The following is a 3,491-nucleotide window of genomic DNA, read 5'->3' as shown; positions in this document are numbered from 1 at the left end:
GCCGCAGGCCGCTGCTCGACCAACTCGACATTTCAGAGACCAACGAATGACAACAGAATCAGAATCCACCGTTAGAGACGCTCAGACCATCGAAAACAGCCCCGACTATACGTCGTGCCGGCCCACTTTCCCCGCATTTTCGACTATTGAGCGATCAGCCTGTCGCTCGTCTGGCCCGGTCGCTGCGTCTCCAACGAGGTTATACCGGCGCTGCCCGTTCTTCACGACGATGATGGAGTCGCTGGACACAGACGTCGCGGACGCCGAGTCGGTGGGGGAGACCCGCGACGAGGTCGTCGCGGGGGTGCGCCAGCACGCAGGCCAGATGGCGCGGGAGCTCGCGCGTATCGAGGGCGGCGATTACGGCCGGAAGACGTTCCGCGTGGACGGCGGCGAGTGGACCGTGAAGTACGAGGCGGGGGACCTGGAGTTCCTGCGTTTCGAGGGCCGCGCGGGGCTGGACGTGTACGTCGTCTCGACGAAGCAGGCGCCCGACTTCGAGCCGCTGTCGCGGGCGCTGGAGCACTACGACGCGCTCGTCGCGGCGTTCAACGACTACGTCGCGGGCCTGGAGGGCATCCTCGACGACGCGCCGGACTCGTTTCCGGCGGTGGCGTCCGCGGCCGAGGTGGTCGCGGAGCGCGACCGCATCGTGGATGCGTTCGAGGACGCCGCCGACCAGATGGCCGCACAGCTCCACCGCTTCGAGAGCGGCGACTACGGCGCGTGGGCGGTGACGGTTCGGGGCACGCGCTGGGAGCTCAAACGCGAGGTCGATACCGCCTCGTACGTCCGCGTCGGCGGCGAGGACGGCGTCTACCTCGTCTCGCAGTACGGCGCGCCGTCCGCGCGTGACGTCCGCGAGCACGCCGGGGGGTTCCGGGACTTCGTGCGCGCGTTCAACGACGAGGTAGCGGAGTTGCACGACGACCTCGACGCTGTGACGCTCTGAACGACGGCGGGGCCACATCGGCCACGGCCTGGCTCCTGTCTGGATGCCTCGGCGCCGTGCGTCGGACGCTGGGTCGGAGGCGCCGGGGTCCCGGGACTGGTGTGCCGGACGCCGGACGGATGAGTCAGGTCAATCTCGGACGCGCAACCGTAGCGCTCGACCCCCTGCCGTTTCCGCGGCTGTTAGCCACCCACTGTGCGCCGACGATCGGTCACCGAATCGTGCTGTTCGCCAGCGCTCTCCCGGTGTTCTCCACTCGAAACGTGTCGCACGAGCGTCTGACGTTTCGTGCGGATCGGGATGGGGTGAATATAGACGCGGCCCGCGCAGTCCGGTGATTCCACGTCACGCGAATACGCTCCACGATCTACTGTCAAGCCCAAAATACGACATGGCGTCCGCGCCGTCATTCGATCTCCAGGAGAAACGGACGACGGCGCGGAGCTATTCGATTAGGAACAGGCTATTCGGCCCCTGTACGGTAGTTCTCCAGTCGAACCCGACCGTCGTTCTTTCGACGGCGCCGCCGCCCGAGGAGAACCGTGTCATTCATTGTAGGGTTCTGCTAACAGGGTTGTTGACACTGCCGGCCGCAACTCCGGAGAGCCACCATGGACTGCATCGTCTGTCAGCGCCGAAGCGGATACAATCGCGCCGTCGTCGAGCTCGACAGCGGCCGCGAACTCGGCACGCTGTGCGTTCGCTGCGAACGCGAGCAGTTCGGCGAGTTCAGCGACGAGCTCGGCGAGCCTGACGCGACGACGTGTGTGTTCTGCGACAGGGACGCCTTCTGGGCGCTCCCGAAGTGGCTCCCCTCGACGTACGAAACCGAGGGGAAGGTGGTCTCGTTCGTCGACTACGACCCGTCGACCGCAGCGCTCGCGCTCTGCGACGAGCACTTCGATCGCCTCGGCGTCGAGGAACTGCCACTGCACGCGCCCGACGACGCCGCAGACCAGCGGATTCTCGGACAGACCGAAGACTAGCGCTACCTCCATCGTCTGCACGCTCCCTGGCGTTCCACTACTCTTGGAGCAACGCCAGGTTCGGCGTCCAGTCCGGTTCAGACGTCGACAGTGGGTTCGTCCGCGTACCGCGCGAACTGCACGTGGAGTACCGGCGTGAGCAGCGCTGTCAGTACCGTCGCGACGACGAGCGGGGGGAGGTCTGTCGAGTTGGGGAGGGCGGCGCCGGCGGTGAAGAACACCGCGGAGAACACGACCCAGCCCGCGAGGACGACTCGTGTCCGGTGCTTCATACGTCTCGTATTACAAGTCGGGGCAAAACTGTATCGGATTTCGGACTGGTCGCCCGGACGACGCGTTGTGGCGCCTCGGAGAACTGGTGCCGAGTCGGCTGGACCGGGACGGTTGCTGCTCGGGCTGCCGCCCCCAGTTCTCGAGGCCGGCTTTCGTCTGGCTACCACACGAGAGGCGGCGCGGGCCATCATTGGTCGACGAGTCGCCTGCGGGGGACGCGACTACTGCCGAGCGCTGCGGCGTTTTCGGAGGCCGGCTGCGGGGACGGACTCTGCGCGCTTCGCGCTCCGGTACGTAAAACTCCATTACTGGTCAAGGGAGAAGTGTTCGCGGGCGGACGTGATAGGCGTCTCTGATGGCGTGCACGAACTGCGGCCGGGGGGCCGCAACAGCCGGGTATACGGTCCGCTTCGAGTCGACGAGGGGAGATGGGCGAGAGATGGACCTCGTACTGTGTCGCGAGTGTGCCGAGGAGTTCCGCGCCGAGGGCGGAATCGAACTGGAGCACACCGGCTCGGGGGGCGACCAGTGGGAGCGGTGATTCCACACCTTCATAATGTGGGCGCGACGTTTCCCACTCGATTACTGTGAGCGGGGAGCGCGCCACAGAGAACGTATCGACCGCGGGACGAACCCCGCGAATCGTCGTGGTCTGCGGGCTGCCGGGCGCGGGGAAGACGACCGTCGCGGAACACGCCGCGGACCTCGTGGACGGCCCCCTCTTCCGGACGGACGTCGTCAGGAAGGACCTCTTCCCCGACCCGGAGTACACCGACGCGGAGATGCGAGCAGTCTACGAGGAACTGTTCGACCGCGCCGCCGCGGCCGTACGCCGCGGCGACGCCGCCGTACTGGACGGCACGTTCCAGCACCGCAACCTCCGGGACGAAATCCAGCTGGTCGGCGATCGGCTCGGCGTCCCGGTCACGTTCGTGAAAGTCGACTGTGACGCTGACACAGTCCGGGAGCGCATCCGCGCGCGGTCGAACGACGCCAGCGACGCGGACTTCGAGATCCACTGCCAGTACCGCGAGACCTTCGACGACGTGGAGCGCGAGCACGCCGTCGTCGACAACTCGGCGGGCCTGGACGCGACGCGAGCGCAGGTCACGTCGCTGTTCTAGGCCGAACGTCGCCCGTTCGGCGGTGTGGCCGCCGGGTGTGCGGGGTGGCTGGCACAGCAGCTTTTTCTTCCGCAGGCTCGAACCGCCGCGCGTGACGGGTGACGATCGGCGAGCAGGCGGCCGGGACCGCGACGGCGACGCCAGCGGAGGACGGCA

At 67.0% G+C, this 3,491-nt stretch carries 4 protein-coding genes; 3 read left to right on the top strand and 1 reads right to left on the bottom strand.

Annotation, left to right across the window (positions count from 1 at the left end; genetic code table 11):
• Positions 1-229 precede the first annotated feature (229 nt).
• Positions 230-952, top strand: coding sequence for a hypothetical protein (locus GRX66_RS17485; RefSeq protein WP_159527654.1), 723 nt, complete (start codon positions 230-232; stop codon positions 950-952).
• Between the two features lie 611 nt (positions 953-1,563).
• On the top strand, positions 1,564-1,938 hold the full coding sequence (locus GRX66_RS17480) for a hypothetical protein (RefSeq protein ID WP_159527653.1): 375 nt from the start codon (positions 1,564-1,566) through the stop codon (positions 1,936-1,938).
• 77 nt (positions 1,939-2,015) lie between these two features.
• Here GRX66_RS17480 and GRX66_RS17475 read toward each other — a convergent pair whose 3' ends face one another.
• The gene (locus GRX66_RS17475; protein WP_159527652.1) at positions 2,016-2,210 is read right to left on the bottom strand and encodes a hypothetical protein; all 195 of its coding nucleotides are present in this window, start codon (positions 2,208-2,210) and stop codon (positions 2,016-2,018) included.
• 588 nt (positions 2,211-2,798) lie between these two features.
• Here GRX66_RS17475 and GRX66_RS17470 point away from each other — a divergent pair.
• A complete protein-coding gene (locus GRX66_RS17470) occupies positions 2,799-3,335 on the top strand; it encodes an AAA family ATPase (RefSeq protein ID WP_325064180.1) in 537 nt (178 codons plus the stop codon).
• The last annotated feature ends 156 nt before the right edge of the window (positions 3,336-3,491 follow it).

The sequence above is a fragment of the Halobacterium bonnevillei genome (assembly GCF_009831555.1).
Lineage (GTDB): Archaea > Halobacteriota > Halobacteria > Halobacteriales > Halobacteriaceae > Halobacterium > Halobacterium bonnevillei.
Note: the sequence above shows the minus strand (reverse complement) of the source record. Positions and strands in the feature narration are given on the sequence as shown.